This is a genomic window from Thalassotalea nanhaiensis (genome assembly GCF_031583575.1).
Taxonomy (GTDB): domain Bacteria; phylum Pseudomonadota; class Gammaproteobacteria; order Enterobacterales; family Alteromonadaceae; genus Thalassotalea_A; species Thalassotalea_A nanhaiensis.
Genome location: NZ_CP134146.1, coordinates 3,469,537 through 3,487,401, shown reverse-complemented (window position 1 = coordinate 3,487,401; position 17,865 = coordinate 3,469,537). Strand labels below are relative to the sequence as shown.

The window sequence follows — 17,865 nt, the reverse complement described above, 5'->3', positions numbered from 1 at the left end:
TCATTAAATATTATGCATTGTATTTATCCGTTTTTCCTAATGAAAAAGTAGATCAGATACATAACCAATTTGATATAAAAGGTATTTTTTATGGCTAGACAAGTTACATACGTGTTTAAAGGTAAACGTAAAACCATACCATTTTCATTCAGTTTGTTTCACGATATGTATGAAGCTGCAGCCGCGGCTGAACATGTTGATATCAAAAGTTTTCTGGCAATGGAGCAACAACTCGCATTAACGTCGAGAGGGCAGGGGATTGCTAAAAATTTCCGCCAAAAAGAATTTGCTCGAATGGGTTTTTCTGAAATTAAGTTTGTTCGCGACGAAGAAGCTTAACAAAAGAAATTATAGAAAATAAAAAGGGGCGTTAGCCCCTTTTGTATAATTATGCATTCATTTGGTAATAAACTACGTCTATATCACCCAATGGATCTTTATGTAAGTCAGTTTTCAAATAAGTCATGCCAAGCTTTTTCATTATGTTGATTGAACCAATGTTTCCTTCATCAGCAAGCGCGGTAAAAAACTCGGCCTTGCCAAGTTGAGCTAAGGCATTTTTGATTTGCTGTGCTGCTTCAAAGCCATAACCTTTACCCCAAGCGCTCTGCTTAAAGCGCCATCCCAGTTCTAGATCATTCCATAATGGTTGTTCATTAAAGAAATCAACCGGCCTAACTAGCACCCAACCAATAAATTCATTAGTCGATGTAATATTTACCTGCCATAAGCCCCAGCCGTCGCTTGGCTTACGATAAGCATTCAACCGTGGAATAAATCTATCGTTTATGTCATCCCAAGTAGAAGGTTTGCCACCGTTAATAAACTTCATTACTTCTGGGTCTTGATCTAATTCAAATAATAACTCGCCATCGTTTTCATCCATAAGACGAAAACTCAAGCGCTCAGAATTTTCAACGGTAATCATTTATTTACTCTCTCGGTATGCTTCACCCTCTACCATCCATTTGGCTGCAGGTGCACCTTTTAAGTAGTGGTCAAAATACTGTTTCATCTTGATGGTATAGTCGACTTTATTTGGGTACTTTTTCAAGTGATGTGGTTCACCTTCGTACTGCAATAAAATTACATTTTTTTCCAGGCGACGCATTGCCATATACATTTCAATACCTTGTTGCCAAGGCACAGCATCGTCAATATCACCAAACTGCATTAATAATGGCGTATTAATACGGTCAGCAAAAAATACTGGCGAGTTTTCTATGTACAGATCTCTACGCTCAAACATGCTGGCGCCAATTCGGCTTTGCCCTTGCTCGTATTGGAACTGTCTAGCTAGGCCCGTTCCTAAACGGATCCCTGAGTAAGCACTGGTCATGTTTGATACTGGTGCTCCTGATACTGCTGCCGCAAACATGTCTGTTTCAGTTATGGCGTGCAGTGTTTGATAACCACTCCAACTATGACCATGAAGACCAATTGCTTTAGGATCGGCAACACCCATGTCTATGATCTTTTGCAAGCCTGGTAATATTGATTTGTTGGTTGAATGTCCTGGAGTACCTACTTCAAAATGTACATCGGGTAAGAACACTGCGTATCCATTTGATGTATAGAATGGGAAATTAGGTCTATGGTTTACCTTCATCGCATTAAATTCATACATACGTTGTGAGAAACGACGGTAATAATAAACAACAACCGGGTATTGCATGCCTTCAACATAATTTGCTGGCTTAATTAAAATGCCCTGATGTTTCACGCCCATGTTAGAGCGCCATTCTACCAACTCAGATTGACCCCATAAAAATTCGTCTTTTTGTGGGTTTACATTCGTTAGCTTGTTGGCGTTGGCTAGATCTAAATCTGCCACCCAAACGTCTGGGTATTCATTAAAGTCTTCACGGGTATAAAGTAATTTATCGGCCTTTTTAGCCTTCGAGATAAATTTGAACTTTTTATTTTCTTCGATCAACTTCGTTAACTTATCATCTGCTAAATTAAGCTGATAAAAACCAAAGTTTTTAAGTTCATCTGAATAGCTGGTTAATAGTAAACGTTGGTTATCAGTAAAGTAATCTTGCTTAACATCAAGCTTGTTAATTCTGAACTGTAATGAGTTTGGTCGACCTATTTCACACGTTAAACATTTCGCATCATCGCCATCGGTTTGTAGTAACCATATGTCGAATTTGTCATAAACTAAAACACCGTCATCATCTTCTAACCAGCCTGCTATACCGTAACCTGGCACTTTACTTGGGTAATCATGATCTTCATCGGCAAAGCTTACTGGTAAGTTTTTAGTGATATTACGCTTTTTATTTTTGTTTCGATCATAAACCCAAACGTTTTCATTTTCATAAAACGCAGCATAACGCCCCGACTCACTTAGTTTCACATCGGTGTAACTACTAAGCTTTTTAGCAACTAATGACTTTTTACCGTTGTTTAAATCAACAATGTAGATATCACTAAAAAATCCTTCCCAAGTTCTTAACTTACGATAGTTTAAATCAGTTTTAGCAATTACAGCGTTTTCATTGTTGCTTGCCTTAACTGAAATCAACTGTTCATCGGCTAAGCGTACAAGTTTATTATTATCTACATGATAAACCGCGGTGAAAAATGACTTTTTATCTTTACCTAACTGGTACTTTTCATTGGTTTTTATCAGCGGGTCTTCACCATGCCAAATTTGTAAGTTACGACCTTCAGTTAACTTTTCAATATTGTACAGGTCATCAATCGATTCTGGTTTAGTATCAATTTCAGCTAGTTTTTCAACTACAGGTTTGAAACCAAAAAATAAACGTTCATCGTCAAGCGACCAAGTTAGTTTATTGGTTTCTGGAACATACCAATTAGCCGCTTGTTTATCGTTAGCTTTGATGGTTTTAATTTTGTTTTTATTGCTTTGCCATAATTTTACTGTGTGACTACGTTCATCCTTTTCCTGGGTGAAATCACCTTGTAAAAATGCAATTTTATTACCTTCGTTATTCCAGCTAAAACCATTAAAACTAGCATTAGCTTTAGTCGCTAATACGTTCGTTTTGTTGGTTTTAACATTTAACGCTTTAAGTGAGTTGTTTGCGCCGTCTTTGGTTGACACGCTATACACTAAATACGGTGTTTTGTTAGAGAATGAAAAACCATCTACATGTTCAATAACTTGTTGTTCACCGCTTTCCAGGTTAACAATAGTTAAACTTTTATTGGTGCGTTTTTTATTGAATAACTTTACTTCTGTTTCTTCATCGCTAGTTTGCTTAGCATCACTTTCTTTAGTGCTGTCAGTTTGTTCTGGTTTCTCTTGGTCTTTTGGCATTTCACTTAAAAATGCAACATAGCCAAAATTATCGCTTAATTGAAACGCTTCAACCTTGTTAAAAGTAACTCTTGCACCACTGGCTAAAGTGATCACTTCTAAGCTATTTTTAAGTTTCTTTTTCGCTTTTTTATCGGCTTGTTCTTTAGCTAATAAAGTTGGACTAATAGTAATAGCAGCAAAACGGCCATCGGCAGAAATAACACCGCTTGTGCCATGTTCAACTTGAAATTCTCTATCGCTACTTGTCGATTTTAAGTGGTAGCTATTTTCGCCTCGATCTGGCTGAGCGCTGTAGGCAAGCCATTGCCCGTCTTCACTTAGTTGTGGTTTAACAATTTGTTTAAATTTCATAATGTCAGTTACTTCTAACGGACGTTGCTCAGCGTTTAAACTTGGTATTATTACGAAGGTAAATGACAGCAATAATGCTACTTTACTCAATTTTTTAGTAAGCGATAAATTCATATTGTTTTATTGTGTGGCTAATTTGTAATGATTATCACAGTGTTTACTCAATTAAATCAATAGTAAGTTAGTTAGGTAACCATTTTTAAGCGGTAAAGTGCAGTAATACCATGTTAAAATGTTTATACGATTCTAAGCGACATCGTCGTCCAGAACTTGATACGAAATCTGATTATTAGTTAAAGAAAAGGCAAAGTCATGTTTAACCGCACACAGTTAATTGGTAATTGGCATCGCAGTGAAAAGACCGGCGAAGAAAGTTTTAGTGAGTTTGCTCAGCTATTTGCAGACGGTAGTTTTGTCTTTACTTTTTATACTTACAATATTGACGGAACGTTACTCGAAGAGATAAGTGAACAGGGCGATTGGGGCTTGGTTGGCGATATTCACTTTACCATTACCAAAGCTGAAATAGTAAATAAACAGCAATATCCTGCCGATTTGGAAGATGAAGATAATTATCAAGTTTATCAAATTAGCCAGTTAAAAGATGATTCATTTACCTATCAACATATCCTAACCGGTGAAACCTTTACTCTATCTAGGGTGCAGCCAAGTACTAACTAATTTTTAAAAAGCTGCTAAACTTTTATATATAACAACTGCAGATGTTCAAAGTTAATGGCTTATTAAAATAGGTAGTTAAATTATGGATAGAACCGATAAAATTTGTAATGTTGAAAGAGATATAGCGAAATTTCCAACAGACTCTAATGGCAATATGTTGTGGCATATGGCACAGGAAGGTGACGATTTAAATCGGCCCCGGGAAATTCAATTTTCAGTGATTTTTCAAACTCAAGAGTTAGCATTAAAGTTTGGAAACACTCTCTTGGCTAATAATCAAAAGCTATCATTTTGTCCGTATCTAGCAAATCCTGAGTATCCATGGGAAGTTACTGCTTACCCAGAAATGCAGGCAAGTTATAGTAATATAATAAGCTATCAAATGCTGTTGGAAACTGAAGCACGAAAATATGATGGTATTTATGATGGTTGGTATTGTTTACCGCAAGCGAATAAACTAAGTTAGGTAATTAATACTATTATATTTTTACAGAAGAAATCATGTCAGCAGTAGATTTTTCCAAACTTAATAAACTTACCGCTAAATCATTTAATGATCAAAAAGCCATCATTAAAAAAGTTATGCAGGGCAGAGCGGTTAAATGTAAAGTTTGCCAAAAATTATTAACCTTAGTACCTCCCAGCAGTAAACAAGTCATTGATAAGAATCTCCCACAATCGGGGATCTATTGTCCAAATGGCTGTACCGACATTGAACTCGATATGAGTTAATCCTGATAAATAATTAACTATGTCTATAACCATCCGAGCAGCGCACATAAACGATACCACTCCTGCAATTAACTATATTTTTAGCTCGGGTCCCTTAGCATTTAATTATGTATTCACTCAACCGCTGAAGTTTTTAAAAGAAAGTTTTTTACGTGGGCGAAGTCAGTTCGGTTTTCAAAATCATCATGTTGCCATATTTAATGAACAGGTAGTGGCAAGCATAGCCTGCTTTGACCGTAATGAAGCGCTGAGTATGGAAATTGGTTGTATTCTCGATATGCTTAAATTTTATCGTTGGCATTTTCCTGCCGCAGCATTTAGAGGTCTGCGTTTTGAACGAATTGTACCCAAGCCTGTAAGGCATAGCTTGTACATAGCTCATCTTGGGGTTGCAGAACAATATCAAGGCCAAGGGATAGGTAAACAACTCATATCTTGGGCTATAGAGAAAGCACGTAAGCAAGGTTATCAATCAGTAACGCTAGATGTTGCTAAATCAAACATCCAAGCTGAAAAGTTATATTTGTCGTTAGGCTTTGAACAAATCGCGTATCGAAAATCATCAATAACTGGAATTTCAGACCACGCAACGTTAATTTATAATTTAAGATGAATTATTTAGCTCACCTGTATTTTGCTAAACCCGATAAGTTTTCTTTAGCAGGAAATTTGATGGGCGATTTTACCAAAGGTGTAGACTTAAGTTTATTACCAGAGCCGGTTGTTAATGGTATACATAACCATAGGGTGATTGATAAATATACCGACAGACACCACCTCGTTAGAGAATTAAAACAGTTGCTTACACCTAAACGCAAGCGCTTTTCTGCGGTGATATCTGACGTGGTGTTTGATCATTTTCTTGTCTGTCATTGGGATAAGTTTAGCGTTCAGTCATTTGCCGAATTCAGACAGCATAGTTATCGTGAGCTTTCGCTGGTTTTAGACATTATGCCTGAAAGAATGCGCTTAACGGTTGATAGAATGATCAGTCAAGATTGGCTTAGCTCGTATCAAAATATTGATCATACCGGCAAGGCAATAGATTCAATTTCTAAGCGGATAAGGTTTGAAAATAATCTGAGCGGCGCAATAGATGAAGTGTTAACACACTACGACCAGTATGAATCTGTTTTCTTAGAGTTTTTCCCACAGTTGCAAAAGTTTATGATAAACAACAGCACTGAATAAATTATGATAATAGACCCAATAATTAATCAACAGGCAAAGATTTTAGCGGTTAATGTTTGCTAAAGTGTTATTTTGTCGCTTTTAAAGAGTACTGTATGTCTGTTAAAGATTTTAATTTAGAGCAATTTATTGCTGATGCCCGCCAAGCTGCTGTTAGCGAAAATCCAATTTTATCTGCTGAATCTTTAATGAAAGCAACGGTTGCTGACTGTGAAAATATTATCGCCAACATGCCGGTAATTGAAGAGTGCGAAAGAATGCTGTTTGAAGATGACACGGTATCTATTTGGTATTGCCGCTTTGAACCAGGCACAGTTGTACCTGCCCATGATCATCAAATGCACGTTGTCGTAGGCGTATATCAAGGCGCTGAAGAACATGCTTTTTTTGATAACAGCAACGGTGAATATAAAGAAATTAAATCATTGAGCTTAGGTGCTACAGAAGTGGCGAAGCTAAGCCCAAATCAAATCCATACGGTTACTGCAACCAATACTGCAAGTCAGGCGTTACACATTTATTTAGGTAAGCTATCTACCGTTGAGCGTTCTTTATTTACATTTGATAGTGGTAAAGAAATTCCATTTTCAGTAGAAAATTACGAAAAACTCGCACAAGTAAACTCGCTAACCTGAACTAGAGATAAGCAGCACTTGCCCAATACTTCTATTTTTCCGATTTTCAGCGTTAAAACAAAGGTAAATAGCGGACTATTGACAATTGTTTTGCCTTGATAATCAAAAAAATCTAAGCATTGATGAATAATTAAATATCCATCCTCTTAGTATTTTTCAACTAAAATGCTAACTGATTGATTTTAAATTAATACCAAGCACTCATTATCCCGAGCTCAGATTAGTTAATATTTGATCCAAAATACTAATAGTGAATACACATAGTGTATTTTTTGAAATTGTTTTATATACTTGGGCAATTCAAAAATTAAGAAAAATATTATGAAAGCATTTACTAAGAAAATTGGCTATGTATACGCGTTTGCAATTAGCGCATTAATTATTGGTACATTAGTTGATAACGATCCAGCGCTGAAATCGATGGATACATTTATCACCGAGCAAAATATCGATAAATCTGCGCCAAAATGGAAAGAGCAATTACCTAAGCCTCCACAAGTAAACTTTGCCAAAAATAAAACCTATTTTTGGGAACTGGTAACGAATAAGGGGCCAGTTACTATTGAGTTATTTCCACAATACGCTCCTATGCATGTTTCAAGCACAATATATTTAACCAAACTTGGTTTTTATGATGATCTAATATTTCATCGTGTGATCCCAGGCTTTATGGCTCAAGGTGGCGATCCACAAGGGACCGGTCGTGGTAACCCAGGTTTTAAGTACGAAGGTGAATTTCATAAAGACGCAAGTCATAGCAAACCAGGGATGTTATCAATGGCAAATGCGGGGCCAAATACTGATGGCTCACAATTCTTTATTACCTTTAAAGAAACTCGTTTCCTAGATGGTCGTCATACCGTATTTGGTCAAGTAGTTGATGGTATGGATACGTTACAAGAATTCGAAAAACTAGGCAGCCAAAGTGGTCGTCCAAGTGAAGAGTTATTGATAATGACGGCAACTATCGCAGTAAAATAATCGTCAAAGAACAACAATAAAACACCCGTAGCTTTAGGTATAAAGCTACGGGTGTTTTTTTACATAAAGGTTGATATATCTTCGAAAGGCTTTTTAATTTGTGCGTGTTTTGGCACTGTTGCGTCTTTTGCAGGATAACCCGCAATCAATAACATATAGGCCCTGTCATTATCGCCGCGTCCGCAAATTTTATTTAAAAATGACATCGGTTTTGGCGTATGAGTAAGTGTTGCCAAACCAGAGTTATGTAAAGCACTAATTAAAAATCCCGTAGCAATACCCACTGACTCGTGAACATAGTAGTTTGTGTTTCTATCTTCACTGTCTAAACCTCCACGCTTTTGGCTAAAAATTGCAATTAGCCAAGGAGCTTTTTCTAAATAGGGCTTACTGGCATCTGTACCTAAAGGTTTTAAGGCATCTAACCATTCTTCTCCTGCTCTACCATCATAAAAGCCTTGCTCATGCAGTTCGGCTTGCTCTCTAATTTGCTGTTTAATTTCACTCGAGTGAATTGCTACAAAGTGCCATGGCTGATGGTTAGCGCCACTTGGCGCTGTTGCTGCTGCCTTCAAACAGTTTTCAATAATTGCTTTATCGACATCACGTTCACTAAATTTTCGCACCGAATGGCGGCGTTTAATATCGTGCAAAAACTCCTCTGAGCGATTTAACATTTCACTTTCAGGGTACTCAATATAGTCACTCAACGGGGAGCAGTCATGATCTTTCATACGCTAGTCTCATAATTATTTAGATGCATTTAGTCTTAGCATAACCAGTGGTATCGTTATCAATCAAGTAAAAAATTTGTTAATCTAAGCGTCCGTTACCATTCTATAGTTATAAGCATTTATGTCAGTGCAATCACAAATTAACCATCCTTGGAAAACACCGTTTGTGTTTTTAGTATTATCATCCGTGGTGATGACCTTAGCGTTTTCTGGTTGGATGGCCATGCTGAATAATTTTACCATTGAAGTGGCCAACTTTAGTGGTGCTGAAATTGGTATGTTGCAATCTTTGCGTGAAATCCCTGGGTTTCTCGCCTTCACTGCTATTTTTGTTCTGTTAATTATGAAAGAGCAAACCTTTGCATTAACGTCGCTATGCTTATTAACCATTGGCGTTGCCGTAACTGGCTATTTCCCTTCTGAGTATGGCTTATATGCAACTACGGTTATTATGTCTATAGGGTTTCATTATTACGAAACGGTGAACCAGTCATTAAGTTTGCAATGGTTCTCTAAAGATGAAGCGCCAGAAAAATTAGGTAAGCTTATCTCAATAAAATCGATTGCAGCATTAGTGGTTTACGGTTTTATTTGGTTAGCGTTTAGCTATTTCTCCATGGAATTTGTTAACGCTTATGTGATCCTTGGTGGCTTGGGTTTAGCCATCACGCTTTGGATGTGGCTGTTTATGCCGCACTTCCCTGAAAAAGTTGTTCAACACAAAAAACTTATTCTACGAAAACGCTATTCGTTATATTACCTGCTCACTTTTTTAAGTGGCGCGCGCCGACAAATATTTGTTGTTTTTGCCGGTTTTATGATGGTGGAAAAGTTTGGTTATTCTGTAGCAGACATAACCCTGTTGTACATGCTCAATCATTTACTCAATATTTATATTGCGCCGAAAATAGGCGCATGGATAGGTCGGGTTGGTGAACGTAAAGCGCTTACCTTTGAATATATAGGATTAATTTTAGTATTTAGTGGTTATGCTTTGGTTGAAAATGCAAATATTGCCGCAGCACTGTATGTGATTGACCATGTATTTTTTGCTATGGCAATTGCCATTAAAACCTATTTCCAAAAAATAGCCGACCCCAAAGATATTGCCTCGAATGCTGGCGTGAGCTTTTCAATAAACCACATCGCTGCAGTAGTTATCCCGGCAAGCTTTGGCTTGTTATGGTTATACAGCCCAAGTTTGGTTTTTTATGCCGGTGCTGGTCTTGCTGCCTGTTCATTAATTGCCAGCCAATGGGTTAATACTCGCCTAGAGCCTAAAACGTTGGAAGTGGCTTAATCGCTTAACTGAATTGTAGATAGAAAATTCAACTTCCTGAACTTGTTTCAAGATCTTAAATTCGTCGGCTTTTTGCAAGAAACAGAAGTAGAGAAAATACTCCGTCATCCTCGAGGAGCTCAAGCGACATCGGGGACCTCATTAAGCGAATTGTGGATATAAAAAGTTCAACTTCCTGAACTTGTTTCTGGATCTTTAATTGGTCTGCAAAGTGCCAGGAGCGGTAGTAGAGAAAATACGCCGTCATCCTCGAGGAGCTCAAGCGACATCGGGGACCTCATTAAGCGTATCGTGGCTATAAAAGTTCCTACTTCCTGAACTTGTTTCAGGATCTATTGAACGTCTCAAAAGTGCCAGGAGCAGACTGTAAATAAACAATTAAGTGCTAGCAAGTATAAGCTCTTTATACTTGTTGGCTTCTAAATATAACGGTTCATATTCAGAGTATTCATGCTCAGATTTGTTATATATCAGTAAGCAATTTTTTCTAGCTTCAATGAACATCCCGTCAGTTTTTTCTAAAATATTTATGAGTTCATGTGGGAACTGTTCTTCAACCTTAAGTCGTTCTGAAGAATGAAGAGCGTATTTTCTAGAGAACTCTTTAAAGTCATCAAAATCAATGTCTTCATAACCTATTGCTTGCTTGATTTTATCAATGACACCTTCTGGTTTAAGGTTAAAATTATATAATAAGTCATTGGAAAGTTTAATAAAAATAGCTCTTTGAGTGGTTAATTGGGTAGCTTGATTGTTAGGTGAGTATTTATAATCAAATATATAAGTTTTACACGAGCGGTTCACTTTTTGGAGTATATTTTCAATCAATTCATCACCACCTAAATCAAATATACTAAAACCATGTCTATAAATTTCTGAAGGAATTGAAGTAACCTTTTCGAACTCATATGCAGATAAAAAATTGTTAGTAGACTTTTGAAATTTAGATTTTCGTTTCTTTGCAATTTTAGAAGTGAAAATTAATGCTATTAGTAATGCACCAAAAAATATTAAATCAAATGTACTCATTTTTCTCTCATGTTTTGGTTGTTAAAGTCCGAGATTCGCTCTGTTACCATGATACGTGACTCATCGCTTCTTTATATGAAGCTAGAGCTTTATATAAAGCCAGTTTCCTATCCATTTTATTAACGAAAAGTTGATAACAGAAAACAGGGAAAAGCCAAAATACTATTAATAGAAATTGAACAAAAAGAATTACAATACCAAATACCGATGTCGTACCTTCAGCAAAGAAAAAAAGCACCATGGTAATGTTCAAAGCTATAAAAATATAGGAGGCTATTCGAGCATCACTTTTCATTTGTTTATTGTTAATATCCATATTTGTAATACTTATTTACTTCCAATTTCAACGACCGCTTGTCGCTTTTTTTCTGCCGTTAGGTGTTTGTTTTAATTCACTAACCGACGCAAAAGTCGTCTTACCCTATTTTCGTGGACACACTACAATTGTTGTAGAGATACAACTGGAGGTGTTTATGACCAAAGGCAAAAGTTACACACGATACCCTGCTGAGTTTAAACGAATGGCTTTATTAAGAGCCTCAGAAGATGGTGTCACAGATGTCACCGTTTGTGAAGACTTAGGCATCAGTACGAGGCAACTAAGTCGTTGGCGAGATGAGTTTCGTTTAAAAGGTGATGATGCATTTAAAGCCTCAACAGCCACTCGCAATACAGAAATTACACAGCTCAAAAAGGAGCTGGCTAAAGTTAAGAAAGAGCGTGATTTTTTAAAAGATGCGGTGGTGTTCTTCGCCAAGGAGTCCGATTAAAGTTTCGTTGTATTAAGCGGCACCGCGACAATTATTCGATTCAAATGATGTGCAAGGCTTTAAGTGTTTCACGCAGTGGTTTTTATGCTTGGTCAACTCGTCCGTTAAGTAAAACGAAGCAAGAGAACATCAGGTTTACCAAGCTAATTTCTGAAATTCATCAGCAAAGCCGTGGCGTGTATGGTGCACCAAGAGTTAAAGAAGTATTGATGTCCGAGGGGCACCATTGCAGTAAGAATAGAGTCGCTAAATTAATGGCGAAATCTCGATTAAAAGGTTGTCCTAAAAGGCTTGCTAGAGGCTACGCTCAACCGAATCAATACTCAAAAATAGCACCCAATAGGTTACGTCGAAACTTTAAAGTAGACGCTGCCAACCAAGTTTGGTCGTCTGATATTACGTACATACAAACCAAACAAGGATTTGTCTATTTAGCGGTCGTAATGGACTTGTACTCGCGTAGAATCATTGGCTGGTCGATGGATAAGAATATGGGCCGTCACATCGCTATGAACGCGTTAACGATGGCTGTGGCCGTTAGGCAACCTGATGAAGGATTAATAATTCATTCAGACCAAGGCGCGCAATATGCGAGTTTGGATTACCAAGAACTTCTAAATAAAAATGGGATTCTTTGTAGCATGAGCAGACGAGGAAATTGCTATGATAACGCGGTTGTTGAGAGTTTTTTCGGTTCGTTAAAGCGAGAGCGTGTTCGAAAATACAGTTATCGATCAAGACAAGAAGCACAGCTCGATATATTCGATTACATTGAATGCTTCTATAATAGAAAGAGGCTTCACAGTTATCTGGGTTATAAAAGCCCTTCAAATTTTGAGAAGATGACTAAAAGCTTAAATTAACTGTCCATATTTTTGGGGCAAGATCAAAGTGCCATAACCAGACAGACCTATTGTCCCGCTTGAGCGGCTTGAATGAGAACTATTTACCATGAAATATAGACCAGAATGACTCTCTAACTTTATGTAAATTTGTTAACGATTGTCCTTTTGATAAGCATAACCAAAAACCAACAACTGTAATTATGCACGGAATAAATAAACCAAATAACTTAGCCTCAGTGTCATTTCTACTTACACCATTCAGAACAACACTAACATTTGGATTTAACATGGCTTCGATTGCGGAGTACCCCATAACTAGGCCAATACAAATAAATATTAAACCAACGACTCTAAGTACATTTTTATAATTGCTTGGCGAAAGATACATGTCAGCCTCTAGGTTCAGATAACAGATTTATTAAGTGGATAGTTTTCATGTTTAAGCACGGGATTACATAACTGTCAATGGCGGCTCCTCACTCATTACTGCCGCTAGGCTTTTGATTACAGTAACTTAAAGCCTAAAGCCGTGACTAACTCAAAAGTGCCATTATCTGCCTGTTAGTATTCTCTCATATACTTGAGTTAACGCCACATTAAGCGGCTATTTGTAATTGGTAAAATCTGTGAGGTACGAACAACAGCCAACCGTAAATTGTCCTAATGAATACCTTGTTATATGCCGTAAATTGGCTTTAAGTACCAAAAATAAAACACACCGAATGGTATAAACTCTACAATAAAGAAAACTCTTAGCCCCGTAACTAAAACAGCTTTATTTGGCTTTTTGGGGTTATAGTAAACTGTTAAATCATCTTCATTGATATACCATTTTCTGATACACCAAAATACATATCCAACATAACCAAATACAGAGTTAGAGGATGTGTACTCTTTGCCATTAACTGAATAAGAATATTTAATAGCAACTGTTGCTCCACCTCGATGATCAACATCTAAATCAGATTCTAATACTTCACCTTTAGTTGTACTCCAACTCTTAGCCAATATGGACTGGATAACAGCCCATAGTTCGAATAGAAACAAAGCTCCAAATACAACTAATATAATGATTTCTGTATTATCCATAATTTACACTTTTCTCCTTTTAGGCATATAACCCCTAATGATGGGCTTATAATAGCTTGCTAAACTTGTGTAGCGAAGCGGAACTGAGCAAGCTGTTAGCAGTCCCGTTTTAATTGGCTAGTTATATATTCTTACTACGTTTCACCGTTTAATCGAATACCGTAAATTTGATACTCATTACCATCAATTGCAATAGTAATCTTTAAAGTGCCAATTTCTCCAAAATCACTTTTTTCAGAAAGATTTACTGTGTAATTGAGTACATACACTGTTGAGCTGCCTTGCTGCCCGGAAAATTCCGCAAAACTGAAACTACCGCTCTCAACGCTATGAAAGTATTTGGTTAATTTACCAAACTCTACATCCATGTCTTTTCTTGGAATTTGAGCTTTAGCTACTGGACCAAACATATCGTATAAAGCATCATAATTCTTGGAATTAAAATGTTTAATAAATGTGTTTAGAATTTCAGACTTTACAGAACTATTGATTAAATCTGGTAATTGATGCTGAGACGCTTTCTCATAAGGTTTTTGACTTGATACTACTGCTGTAGTGTTAGTACCAAACCATACAGTTGCAGCTAAATTAGCAACAAGTAAACTTATTATTATTTTATTTGAATTATTCACTAAACCTTCCTTGAATACATAACGCCCCAATAAGGGGCTGATAATAGTTGGCTATAATGTGAGCGGAGCGAAACAGCCAACTGTAATTAGTCCCGCTTGAACAGCTTGTTAGTTGCTCATTCTGATTTATTGGAAAATTTGTTCTTAATCCATTTCCAACCATAAACGAATGGTAGAAATATAATAAACCAAAACTTTTTAGCAAAAATTGCTGCTGCAGCGATAAAACCAGCTTTAACAGCTGCTTTTCCTGTAGCTAATTTATAAACTAATGCTCCAGCTCCCATTGCAGCAACAGTATCTGTTTCAGGCATAAAATCATCATATTGAAATCCTTCATTATATGAGTAACTTGCCAAAACTGGCTCCAATACAGTTTCCGCATTTGTAAATTGCTCTGGTAAACCAGTCCAAATCACATCGGTATAACCTTTTCGACCTAATTTCAGTGCTTTAGCATTAATAAATTTTCTATTGTCACTTGTATGGCCGTTGATAGCCCAATAAATAATAGAATTATCTTTATCTAAGAATGGAGGCTGTGCCCACCCATCAATATATAATTTTGGATGACCTTCGGCTCTTATTTTATTTGCTTCTTCTGTTCCTTCAGTAATTTGTGACAGCATATCATCAGCATCAATGTTTTCTTCCCAATCGTCAGTTTTAACGAAACCTATATCATTACGTTGATAGATTGCTGTAGATTCAGATTCATCAGCATGGATTTTTAGTTTAACTGCATCTGGCTTAAACCCGTCATGACCTTCTGTCAGAAGCATGAATTTATGAGCATCTTTTCCTAAAACTAAGTATTCATTTTCACTGACTGAAATTTTTGCATCATTTGAAGGGATTTCATAACCTTCAGCAGCACCTTTCCAATCAAGCTGTTGTACTTGGGTTAAATATTCATCATCTTGAGAGTAAACAGAGGCGGAGAAAAACATGACAAAAAAATATAGTAGTCCTAAACGCATTATTATTTCCTTATTGTTGTAGTTATAATTTATGTTGATTGTGCTCCAAACCTTTTAGAGCAACTAACGCCCATTTAAGGGGCTGATAATAGTTTGCTAAAATGTTAAGCGAAGCGGAGCCGAGCAAACTGTAATAAGTCCCGCTTTAACTGCTTGTTAGGAAACACCCTACGCAAAAGCCTCTATTTGTTTAATTAGAGACTCTACAGGTAAATCAATACCCGTCAGGTTTTGACCATTGAGATTAACACCAATCAGTCGTTTATTCTCCATTAGCATAGGCGCTAAAACTTCCTTGAAGAATAACCAAGAGATCTCTCTCGGTAAGTACTCAGCCAACAAATCAGGATTAAGTTTTTTTAACCTTATAATTCTTGATTTAGAAGACCAAAGAGGAAAGGATACCTGATCATTGTCGATATCAAATTCTAAAGCGTCGCCACTTTCAGTTTCCGCAAACCATAACCTTTGGTTTTCTGAAACTTCTTCATAGAATGCATTTGCTTGAGAGCTTCCACTACTCATTTGGTATTCCTAATGCCCATTAAAGGGTCGTTAACAGTTTGCTCAGTTCCACTTTAAACTCTTGTTAGGTATTGTTTTCTGAAAAAGAAACGTTTTCTACGCCTTTATTTTTTGGAGCAATTACTACGGTGCCCGCAAGCTTGTCATGCCACCCTTGCTTTTTTGAATCCCAGCCAACCCAAAGAAAACCTAGGCAAAGAGGTATTGCAGAAATATAGTAGCCAACATAGCGAATTATAGATTGCTGAGTCGTGGGGGCATTTCCCGTTTTAGCATCAACAATTTTTACTTTAAGAGCCATTTTCCCTGGTGTTGCTGATTTATAAACCCAAAACAGGATTGTAGCCACTAAGGGAAATACCCAGCTAATTAAAAAATCAGGAAGTCCTACAATCATTTCTTCAGCTTCCCAATATTGGCTACCATAGATTGAATGTAAAAGAGGAAAAGTAATTGCGATTAATATTAAAGAGTCAATAATAGTTGCCCCAAATCGAGCCCAAAAACCAACATACTCTTGTTGTGATTCAAATGTTTCCATTTCATTAATACTCATTTTATCTCCATTTTTGATGTGTATTATTAAATACCAAACGCCCATTTAAGGGGTAAATAATAGTTGGCTAAAATTAGTGAGGCACGAACGCGAGCCAATTGTTTTGCATCCTGCTTGAGCGCCTTGTTATACGTATTTTTGCACTTTAGATAGAAACTCATCTTTAATTTCTTTTGACTCAAAAGACTCAGATGTAAATATCAAAGCAAGAACCTTATCAACAAAAACGTAAACAGAGCCATTTGCTTCTTCTATATTCTCAACCACGTTCCATTTATAAAAGTTATGACCAAAAAGGTGAGTCTCCTTTATGCCATCTGAATTTATTTCGAATTCTTTAGAGCCAATCATAATTCCATTTTGATTTGGAGTGAAACTTTTGACTAGTTTATGTTCCTCCAATTTCCCAAGAACTATATAAATTAATAATGGAGTTGATATCGCTAAAATGGTGTAAAAATATTTACTCTCAATGCCTCCGGATAGGAATTGAAAAAAGGACATAAATATTGCACCTAAGACTAACCAAAGAATCACGTTTTTTATCACTGCCAACCAATAGTGAGATTTTAATAACTTGGATGAAGCGTATGCATTAAATGCATCATAATCAGCTTTTGATATTTCTACCTTGAATTTCAAATTGTTCTCCTTAACTTGAGATACGTATAACAGTTTATTAAGTAGACATCTCAGTAATAACGCCTACTCTTTTTAATTTGATATTGAATGTCTCTTGCTCGCTTATTACTGCTATAAGTATTGATTCTTTAATCACTTATGTACGTACTACCACTGTCTTTCCAATATAATCGTGTAGGGCTCTGCGTTTATCATTAAATAACATGGTAACAAACTCAGATATACCCCAAATCATAGCTAAGATACCAAATCCCAAGACAGTGTAAGATAGGCTTTCTGAAATGGTCCCAGACATTTCTAATGAAGTAGCGACTATCATAATAATTACCACCCAAGAAATATTGATCGCTAAATTAACTGATTCCCTGCGAAGTGCCTGTTTAACACCGATTTCAGACTCTGTGTCATGATTAAGTACTTTAACATTCATCAACATTTTCCCAAGAGTTTGACCGAAATAGCCGTGCATAAAAATGGCATAAATAGCAAATTGAACGCCATTCAAGGCTTGAAGGAATTTATCTTGAGTGCTGTATTCAACTCCAAAGACCAAACACTCAATATATAATATGATTGCAAATACAATTCCGTCGATTATAGCCGCCCAAAAACGAGGCCAGAAAGTTGAGTATTTATTAACTTCAACCTCTTCTATAGCTTGGGTTTTCGCGTTAAGTTCACGAGTAGGGTCGCTCAATAGCTGAACAATCGTTTCATATCTTTGAGGATAGCTTTCTTTATCAATATTTCTTTTGGCATCTAATAACTCTTCGTAAGAATACGTAGAAAAATCTGGCTCGTAATTTAGCATTTGGATTAACCCAAAAATAATTAAAAGTTCTGTTAAGTGAATAACATACACTGTGTTAAATCTATAGCAATACTAAAGGTTTAGAA

At 36.6% G+C, this 17,865-nt stretch carries 23 protein-coding genes; 10 read left to right on the top strand and 13 right to left on the bottom strand.

Annotated elements, in window-relative coordinates; translation table 11 throughout:
• The first annotated feature begins 90 nt into the window (after positions 1–90).
• Positions 91–339 (top strand): DUF2960 domain-containing protein, encoded by a 249-nt coding sequence (locus RI845_RS15110; RefSeq protein ID WP_348387003.1) that lies wholly within the window; start codon positions 91–93, stop codon positions 337–339.
• A gap of 49 nt (positions 340–388) precedes the next feature.
• Here the strand turns inward: RI845_RS15110 and RI845_RS15105 are convergent, their stop codons facing one another.
• Together RI845_RS15105 and RI845_RS15100 are read right to left on the bottom strand one after the other, a co-directional pair.
• Positions 389–928, bottom strand: a complete 540-nt coding sequence (locus RI845_RS15105; protein WP_348387002.1) for a GNAT family N-acetyltransferase — start codon at positions 926–928, stop codon at positions 389–391.
• Positions 929–3,760, bottom strand: a complete 2,832-nt coding sequence (locus tag RI845_RS15100) for a S9 family peptidase (RefSeq protein ID WP_348387001.1) — start codon at positions 3,758–3,760, stop codon at positions 929–931. It abuts the gene before it with no gap.
• Between the two features lie 198 nt (positions 3,761–3,958).
• On the opposite strand from RI845_RS15100, the gene RI845_RS15095 reads away from it, so the two are divergent.
• The 7 genes from RI845_RS15095 (at position 3,959) to RI845_RS15065 (ending at position 7,866) form a co-directional block, all read left to right on the top strand.
• Positions 3,959–4,327 (top strand): hypothetical protein, encoded by a 369-nt coding sequence (locus tag RI845_RS15095; RefSeq protein ID WP_348387000.1) that lies wholly within the window; start codon positions 3,959–3,961, stop codon positions 4,325–4,327.
• An 82-nt stretch (positions 4,328–4,409) separates the two neighbouring features.
• Complete coding sequence (locus tag RI845_RS15090; RefSeq protein WP_348386999.1) at positions 4,410–4,793, top strand: ribonuclease E inhibitor RraB; 384 nt, start codon at positions 4,410–4,412, stop codon at positions 4,791–4,793.
• A 35-nt stretch (positions 4,794–4,828) separates the two neighbouring features.
• Positions 4,829–5,059 carry a hypothetical protein gene (locus RI845_RS15085; protein WP_348386998.1) on the top strand — a complete coding sequence of 77 codons (231 nt, stop codon included), beginning with the start codon at positions 4,829–4,831 and terminating at the stop codon, positions 5,057–5,059.
• A 19-nt stretch (positions 5,060–5,078) separates the two neighbouring features.
• Positions 5,079–5,672: a GNAT family N-acetyltransferase gene (locus tag RI845_RS15080; RefSeq protein WP_348386997.1), complete on the top strand. Its 594-nt coding sequence runs from the start codon at positions 5,079–5,081 to the stop codon at positions 5,670–5,672.
• The gene (locus RI845_RS15075) at positions 5,669–6,250 is read left to right on the top strand and encodes an acyl carrier protein phosphodiesterase (protein WP_451923615.1); all 582 of its coding nucleotides are present in this window, start codon (positions 5,669–5,671) and stop codon (positions 6,248–6,250) included. The genes RI845_RS15080 and RI845_RS15075 overlap by 4 nt, the downstream gene beginning before the upstream one ends.
• A gap of 95 nt (positions 6,251–6,345) precedes the next feature.
• A complete protein-coding gene (locus tag RI845_RS15070; RefSeq protein ID WP_348386995.1) occupies positions 6,346–6,885 on the top strand; it encodes a hypothetical protein in 540 nt (179 codons plus the stop codon).
• Between the two features lie 321 nt (positions 6,886–7,206).
• A complete protein-coding gene (locus RI845_RS15065) occupies positions 7,207–7,866 on the top strand; it encodes a peptidylprolyl isomerase (RefSeq protein ID WP_348386994.1) in 660 nt (219 codons plus the stop codon).
• 59 nt (positions 7,867–7,925) lie between these two features.
• On the opposite strand, the gene RI845_RS15060 is transcribed toward RI845_RS15065, so the two are convergent.
• Positions 7,926–8,600, bottom strand: coding sequence for a nitroreductase family protein (locus RI845_RS15060; protein WP_348386993.1), 675 nt, complete (start codon positions 8,598–8,600; stop codon positions 7,926–7,928).
• Positions 8,601–8,721: 121 nt separating this feature from the next.
• Here RI845_RS15060 and RI845_RS15055 point away from each other — a divergent pair, with 121 nt between their 5' ends.
• Positions 8,722–9,900: an MFS transporter gene (locus RI845_RS15055; RefSeq protein WP_348386992.1), complete on the top strand. Its 1,179-nt coding sequence runs from the start codon at positions 8,722–8,724 to the stop codon at positions 9,898–9,900.
• 378 nt (positions 9,901–10,278) lie between these two features.
• Here the strand turns inward: RI845_RS15055 and RI845_RS15050 are convergent, their stop codons facing one another.
• Together RI845_RS15050 and RI845_RS15045 are read right to left on the bottom strand one after the other, a co-directional pair.
• A complete protein-coding gene (locus tag RI845_RS15050; protein WP_348386991.1) occupies positions 10,279–10,929 on the bottom strand; it encodes a hypothetical protein in 651 nt (216 codons plus the stop codon).
• Between the two features lie 43 nt (positions 10,930–10,972).
• Positions 10,973–11,245 (bottom strand): hypothetical protein, encoded by a 273-nt coding sequence (locus tag RI845_RS15045; protein WP_348386990.1) that lies wholly within the window; start codon positions 11,243–11,245, stop codon positions 10,973–10,975.
• Between the two features lie 157 nt (positions 11,246–11,402).
• On the opposite strand from RI845_RS15045, the gene RI845_RS15040 reads away from it, so the two are divergent.
• Positions 11,403–12,562 (top strand): IS3 family transposase gene (locus tag RI845_RS15040; RefSeq protein ID WP_348386989.1). Its coding sequence is split into 2 segments (ribosomal slippage): positions 11,403–11,658 and positions 11,658–12,562, totalling 1,161 coding nucleotides; the frame shifts between segments, so codons are not numbered across the junction.
• A gap of 79 nt (positions 12,563–12,641) precedes the next feature.
• Here RI845_RS15040 and RI845_RS15035 read toward each other — a convergent pair.
• The 8 genes from RI845_RS15035 to RI845_RS15000 form a co-directional block, all read right to left on the bottom strand.
• Positions 12,642–12,932 (bottom strand): hypothetical protein, encoded by a 291-nt coding sequence (locus RI845_RS15035; RefSeq protein ID WP_348386988.1) that lies wholly within the window; start codon positions 12,930–12,932, stop codon positions 12,642–12,644.
• A gap of 287 nt (positions 12,933–13,219) precedes the next feature.
• On the bottom strand, positions 13,220–13,633 hold the full coding sequence (locus RI845_RS15030; protein WP_348386987.1) for a DUF3592 domain-containing protein: 414 nt from the start codon (positions 13,631–13,633) through the stop codon (positions 13,220–13,222).
• A gap of 134 nt (positions 13,634–13,767) precedes the next feature.
• On the bottom strand, positions 13,768–14,265 hold the full coding sequence (locus RI845_RS15025) for a hypothetical protein (protein WP_348386986.1): 498 nt from the start codon (positions 14,263–14,265) through the stop codon (positions 13,768–13,770).
• A 116-nt stretch (positions 14,266–14,381) separates the two neighbouring features.
• The gene (locus RI845_RS15020) at positions 14,382–15,245 is read right to left on the bottom strand and encodes a DUF2167 domain-containing protein (RefSeq protein WP_348386985.1); all 864 of its coding nucleotides are present in this window, start codon (positions 15,243–15,245) and stop codon (positions 14,382–14,384) included.
• A 168-nt stretch (positions 15,246–15,413) separates the two neighbouring features.
• A complete protein-coding gene (locus RI845_RS15015) occupies positions 15,414–15,770 on the bottom strand; it encodes a DUF2750 domain-containing protein (RefSeq protein ID WP_348386984.1) in 357 nt (118 codons plus the stop codon).
• Between the two features lie 64 nt (positions 15,771–15,834).
• Entirely contained in the window at positions 15,835–16,326 is a 492-nt protein-coding gene (locus RI845_RS15010) for an RDD family protein (RefSeq protein ID WP_348386983.1), read from the bottom strand.
• A gap of 126 nt (positions 16,327–16,452) precedes the next feature.
• On the bottom strand, positions 16,453–16,968 hold the full coding sequence (locus RI845_RS15005) for a YcxB family protein (protein WP_348386982.1): 516 nt from the start codon (positions 16,966–16,968) through the stop codon (positions 16,453–16,455).
• Positions 16,969–17,104: 136 nt separating this feature from the next.
• On the bottom strand, positions 17,105–17,779 hold the full coding sequence (locus RI845_RS15000) for an RDD family protein (protein WP_348386981.1): 675 nt from the start codon (positions 17,777–17,779) through the stop codon (positions 17,105–17,107).
• Between the last annotated feature and the right edge of the window lie 86 nt (positions 17,780–17,865).